The organism is Gemmatimonadota bacterium, assembly GCA_039715185.1.
Classification (GTDB): Bacteria; Gemmatimonadota; Gemmatimonadetes; order Longimicrobiales; family RSA9; genus DATHRK01.
On sequence record JBDLIA010000133.1, the window covers coordinates 1 to 6,027 of the forward strand.

Here is a 6,027-nt window from a genome sequence, read left to right on the forward strand (position 1 = left end):
GGAGCTGCGCGCGGCGAAGATCGCTCTGGCGCGCGGGGTCAGCTCGCGGCGACCGTTTTTCCCGGGCCGGGCCGCGCAGGCTCTAGAGGACCCGCCCGGCCCACCCGTCGCGGCGCGGGCGCGCCTGCGCGGCTACGTGGCCGCGCTCGAGCTGGAAGCCGAGCGCGTGCGCCGCGAGGCGGACCTGGCGGACTCGCTCCACGAGCAGGCCGTGCGGCGCGAGGAGCGCCTGCGCGACTCGCTCGACGAGGTCGCGAGGTCCATGCACGACACCGCCAAAGCGATAATCAGCAACATGCGCGCCTGAGGCGGACCGACCGCTGAGGCGTGCCCCGCCGCACGCCAGCGAGAGGGCCCCGGGGCGAACCCGGGGCTCTTCTCATACACGCCACCTGCGCGGAGCGACAGACGCCGTTGACTCCGTAGAATTCCTACGTCGTCATCCGACTCCGTCGGTGCGGCGCGGCAGTCGAAACTCTCCGCGTTCGATCAACCCTGCCGCCGCAAGCGTGCCTGGATGACCCGACCTTAACGGCGCCTCAGGCTTGTAGCGATTCGGCGCCCTCATCGTTACAGTGACTTCGTTCCTGCGGTGTGCGGTTTTCGCGCCGCGGTTTGGCACGGCCCACTCGAAGTCGAACCACGCCTCATCAAGGGAGCTTGTCATGTTGCGACGAACGATCGGATTGCTAGTCCTCGTTTGTGCCTTCCTGACCTTACCTGCGGGGATCACCGCTCAGTCGCAGGCGACCACGGGAATCATTAGAGGAGTCATCACGGATCCGGTCGGCCAGCCAGTGGCCGGTGCCGAGGTGACGATCAGGCATGTGGAGACGGGATTGGTGCACACGACCTCGACCAACCAGAGCGGGATCTTCGTCGCCACGCTGCTACCCGTCGGCACCTACACGGTGTCGGTCGCGGCGCTCGAGTTCGTGCAGGAGATCACGCGTGACGGGATCCGTCTCGGTCTGGGCCAAACCGAAACCCTCGACCTGTCGTTCGAGGCCGTGGAGCTCGAGGGGCTGAACGTGTCCGTCGAGCGTCCTCTGGTCGATGTGAGCGACGTGACCTCATCCTCGCGCCTCGGCACCGAAGTGGTCGAGAACCTGCCCAACAACGGCCGTGATTTCATCGACTTCACGCTCCTCACGCCCGGGGTCGGCATCGTGCAGGGGCCGGACGGTGAAGAGCTGACCGTCAGCGGACAGCGCGGGATCTTCAACAACGTGTCCGTGGACGGCGCCGACTTCAACAACCCGTTCTTCGGCGAGCAGCGGGGCGGGCAGCGACCGGCGTTCACGTTCAATCAGGACGCGATCGAGGAAATCGTGGTGGTGAACCAGGGCGCCACCGCGGAGTTCGGCCGCTCGGCCGGCGGCTTCGTCAACGTCATCACCAAGTCCGGCACGAACGAGTTCCAGGGGACGCTCAACTACTTCGGGCAGTTCGACGAGATTTCCGCGGACTTCGCGCGCGGCGGGGGCAACCCGAACTTCGACCAGAACCAGTTCGGCTTCACGCTCGGCGGCCCGATCAGCCGCGACAAGGCCTTCTTCTTCATCGCCTACGACCAGCAGGAGGCCAGCCAGACGAAGCAGGTCACCCGGACGGGGGTGCAGGAGCCGGCCGAAATGCAGAAGCTCATCGACTTCTTCCAGACTGAGTTCGGCGGTGCCCTGGCGAACGACTTCGATCCGATCACTAGGACCAACGACGCCAAGGCCCTCATGTCCAAGTTCGACTTCCGGCTCAACGAGTCGAACAACCTGAGCCTGAAGTACAACTTCACGTGGGCGGAGCAGAAGAACGGGACGTTCGACTTCGACGCCTGGGGCGCGAGCGCCAACGCGATCGAGGAGGACAAGTCCCACGCCGTGAACGGCGCGCTCCAGTCGCAGCTCTCGCCCACCGTTGCCAACGAGTTCCGGTTCCAGTGGTCGCGGGAGGACCGGCCGCGACCCTACGAAGGGCCGATCAACCCGGCCACCGGGCGTCCGTTCCCCGACACCGGCGCCGGCTTCCTGGATGGCTTCCGCTGGGGCATGCCCTTCTTCATCCCGGTGGACGCCTTCGACGACCGCGTCCAGCTCCTGGACAACATCTCCTTCGTGTCCGGCGAGCACCTCTTCAAGGTCGGGGGCGAGTGGAACCGCACGCGCGTGAAGCAGACGTTCCGCGGCTTCGGTAACGGACGTGCCATCTTCACGAGCGTGGACGGCTTCATCAACTTCGTCGAGCAGGGCCCAACCTACGTCGAGTGCTCTGACGGCTCGTCCAACACCACCGGTCTATGTCCCGCCGGCACCACGATCACGGGGCCGCTGGACACGTACCTGCAGTTCACGCCTGTTCAGGCCGGGCAGACCGTGGACGACGCGGGCACCCAGGAGATCGTCCAGAACGAGGTGTCGTTCTTCGTCCAGGACACGTGGACGCCCAGCCAGAATCTGACGGTCGACTTCGGGGTGCGGTGGGAGGCGCAGGTGCAGCCCGATCCCATCACCCCGCCGGAAGACGTCTTCTACGCGCCGTTCATCGGCACCGAAGACTTCCCGTCGGACGGCACCATCCCGACGGACTGGGACAACATCCAGCCGCGCTTCGGGATCGCGTGGGACCGCAACGGCGACGGGCAGAGCGTCCTGCGCGTCAACGCGGGTCTCTACTACGCCCGCGTTCCCGGCCTGGTCCTGGCCAGCACCCGCACCACGAACGGCTCGATCGGTACCGAACTGTTCGCCGCGAGCTCCCTCAACGAGTTCGGGCTCGTTCCGCCGGCGTATGCGGAGCTAATCCAAGTGAACGGGGTCTCGCTGGACCGTCCGGGCATCTTCGTGACGGACAAGGACTTCGAGAACCCGCGCACGGTTTCGACGGCGCTGGGTTACGACGCGATGGTAAACGACGACGTCGCGTACTCGCTGTTCTACAGCTTCGCGCACACGGATAACCTGTTCCGCTTCGTGGACCGGAACGACCCGGTGTTCGGCGGGGCGTTCGACGACTTCCCGAACGACCCGTCCAATGGGCTCGGCGGAGTGACCGTGCTCGAGAGCACCGCCAGCTCGACGTATCACGGGATCACCGCGGCGCTCAGAGGGGACATCAATGACCGCGTGGTGTTCGACGTGAACTACACCGTGTCGTGGGACAAGTCGGACGACGACAACGAGCGTGACCCGTTCTCGTTCCGGTACGCGCGGGCGGATCGCCTCGACAGGGAGTGGGGCTTCAGCGACCGCGATCAGCGCCACCGGGCAAACGCGTACGTCGTGGCCGATCTCGGCGCGGGCTTCAACGTGAGCAACCGCGTCAGCTACTACTCCTCACAGCCCACCAACGAGGTATGCGGCGCCGGCAACTCGGGCACCGGAGAGCGGGCCAGCAGCCCGCAGGACCGGATCTGCTCGGACGGCACGATCCTGGAGCGGAACACGCTGCGGAAGGACAATGAGTTCTTCACGTGGGACACGCGCCTGAGCCGCACCTTCAACCAGGGTGGTGGGAACGAGGTCGAGCTGATCGCCGAGGTGTTCAACCTCTTCAACACCGACAACTTCCTGGACCCCGCCGCGACGTCGCCGCTGTTCAACTTCGACGGCACGCTGCAGAGTGGGCTGGGTGATCCGCTGCGCCTGCAGCTGGGCGCGCGGTACCGCTTCGGCGGGTAGCACGACGGAGGCGGCGGCGTGACCTGTGTCACGCCCCGCCGAGACGCCGACATGCGCGGGCGCGCCTGGCCATATGGCTGGGCGCGCTTTGCCTTTCCGGGTTTGCACCTCGGCCGAATGGCTACTGGCTCGGACAGGTGCCGTATGAGCACCACCACGGAAAAGTCGACTGGCGAAATCCGGAACGAACGGGGGAGTCGTTGAGCATCACGCATTCAGGGTTGGGGCGCGCAGCAGCACTCGCGTTTTTGGTCTCCGCCGGCGCGGGAGGCCCCGGTCTCCACGCCCAGGAGATGAGCTTCGAGGAGTACGAGCCGCGGTCCACCCTCGTGGTTCCGGAGAACCCCATCACGCGGGCGCACTTCCCGTTCGTGGACGTGCACAACCACCTGCGTGGCGAACTCACGCGTGCGCGCGTGGACAGCATCGTCGCCGCCATGGACGAGTTGAACCTGGCGGTCATGGTCAACCTTTCCGGGGGGCGCGGCGATACCCTCCGACAGCGCATTCAGGCGCTGAAGGGTCCCTATCCGAACCGCTTCGTCGTGTTCGCCAACCCCTCCTACGAGGGCATCGACGCCCCGGGCTACGCCGAACGGACCGCCGCTCGCTTCGAGCGGGACGTCCGCAACGGCGCGCAGGGACTCAAGATCTTCAAGGACCTCGGGCTGTCGGCCGTGGACTCCCGTGGAGCCCGAATTCCGGTGGACGACCCGCGCCTCGATCCGTTGTGGGCCAAGGCCGGCGAGCTGGGGGTGCCGGTCCTGATCCACTCCGGAGACCCCGCGGCCTTCTGGCTGGCGCACGACCGGTTCAACGAGCGCTGGCTGGAGCTCAAGCAACGGCCGCGCCGCAAGCGCCCCGCCGACCCCTCCTGGGAACAGATCGTCGGGGAGCAGCTCAACGTGTTCCGGAAGCACCCGGAGACGAAGTTCATCGCCGCGCACATGCTCTGGATGGCCAACGATCTGGACAGGCTGGGAGCGGTGCTCGACTCGCTCCCCAACGTCATGGTCGAGCTCGCAGCGGTGATCTACGAACCGGGTCGTCAGCCGCGCTTCGCGGGGCGTTTCTTCGAGCGGTACCGGGACCGGATCCTCATGGGGAAGGACGTGTGGGAGCCGTCCGAGTACTACGTCTACTTTCGGGTGCTCGAGTCCGAGGACGAGTACTTCGACTACTACCGCAAGCGGCACGCGTTCTGGAAGATGTACGGCCTGGGGCTGCCCGACGAGGTGCTTCGCAAGGTGTACTACGAGAACGCGCTACGGGTAATCCCGGGTCTGGACCGGAGTCTTTTTCCGTAACGGGCGGCGCTACGGGTCCCAGCGAAATCGAGCCAGGTCGATCCTGCCGCGCTCGTCGAACTCGACACCCTCGGCTACGAGCACATCGCGCTGGATGTGCTCGTAGGCGGTGCCGCCCCGGCGCTCGCTGACCTCGCCGCGCACGTTGATCACGCGGTGCCAGGGAACGTCGGCCTCCGCCCGAAGCGCGGCCAGCGCGTACCCCACCTGGCGGGCGGCGCCGGGTCGCCCCGCCAGCGCCGCGATCTGGCCGTAAGTGGCGACCCGCCCCGGTGGAATCTCGCGGACGACGGCGTAGATGGCGGCGTATCCTCCTTCGCTCGCTCCCGCGCGCCGCCGGCTCAAGCGGACGCCCTGTCGCCGGCGACCGGCTCGGCGACGGCGCGCCAGCCGCGCGCGCGGAAATCGGCCAGGACCTCGGCGATGATCCGCAGCGGCTCTTCCAGCTCGGCCGGTTCGTGGCGCGCGAACCCGAGCAGGAACTCCGCGCACGCCGCGCGCCCCAGATAACAGTCGGTCGCGGCGTCCAACCGCACGCCGCGGTTGAGCAAGGCCTGGCACAGGGTCGGCGTCGCCGCGGGCGGCGCGTCGGTTATCCGCAGCAGGAGCTGGATGCCGGCGCGGCCGCTCACCACTTCCGCGGCCGGCGATAGGATCCGGCGCAGCTCTTCCACCAGCGCCCGTCGCCTCTTGCCGTATCGCGCCCGCATGCGCCACAGGTGACGCGAGAAGTGACCCTCCGTCAGGTACGCGGCTACCGCTCTCTGCAGGAACAACGGACTCTGCCGGTCGGCTCGCCGTTTCGCGGCCGCCAGAGCGCGCGCGACCGGGGGCGAGGAGACGACGTAGCCCAGCCGCAGATCCGGGGACAGCACCTTGGAGAAGGACCCCAGGTAGATCACCCGCCCGTCTGGGTCGATCCCCTGTAGCGCCGGGATCGGCCGGCCGCCGTAGCGGAACTCGGAGTCGTAGTCGTCCTCCAGTACCAGGGCCCCGGACCGTCCGGCCCAGCGCAGCAGCGCGTGCCGCCGCTCGATCGACAGCAC

The 6,027-nt window shown here is 67.3% G+C and carries 5 protein-coding genes; 3 read left to right on the plus strand and 2 right to left on the minus strand.

Going from position 1 to position 6,027, the window contains the following annotated elements; genetic code table 11:
* From ABFS34_15520 to ABFS34_15530, 3 genes are all read left to right on the plus strand, one after another.
* On the plus strand, positions 1 to 307 hold a 307-nt coding region (locus ABFS34_15520), incomplete at its 5' end, for a hypothetical protein (GenBank protein ID MEN8376837.1).
* A gap of 358 nt (positions 308 to 665) precedes the next feature.
* Positions 666 to 3,674 carry a carboxypeptidase regulatory-like domain-containing protein gene (locus ABFS34_15525; protein ID MEN8376838.1) on the plus strand — a complete coding sequence of 1,003 codons (3,009 nt, stop codon included), beginning with the start codon at positions 666 to 668 and terminating at the stop codon, positions 3,672 to 3,674.
* Positions 3,675 to 3,874: 200 nt separating this feature from the next.
* Positions 3,875 to 4,981 carry an amidohydrolase family protein gene (locus ABFS34_15530; GenBank protein MEN8376839.1) on the plus strand — a complete coding sequence of 369 codons (1,107 nt, stop codon included), beginning with the start codon at positions 3,875 to 3,877 and terminating at the stop codon, positions 4,979 to 4,981.
* A 9-nt stretch (positions 4,982 to 4,990) separates the two neighbouring features.
* On the opposite strand, the gene ABFS34_15535 is transcribed toward ABFS34_15530, so the two are convergent.
* Together ABFS34_15535 and ABFS34_15540 are read right to left on the minus strand one after the other, a co-directional pair.
* Positions 4,991 to 5,326, minus strand: a complete 336-nt coding sequence (locus ABFS34_15535) for a methylated-DNA--[protein]-cysteine S-methyltransferase (protein MEN8376840.1) — start codon at positions 5,324 to 5,326, stop codon at positions 4,991 to 4,993.
* The coding region (locus ABFS34_15540; protein ID MEN8376841.1) for a PLP-dependent aminotransferase family protein at positions 5,323 to 6,027 on the minus strand (705 nt) is incomplete at its 5' end. The genes ABFS34_15535 and ABFS34_15540, both read right to left, overlap by 4 nt.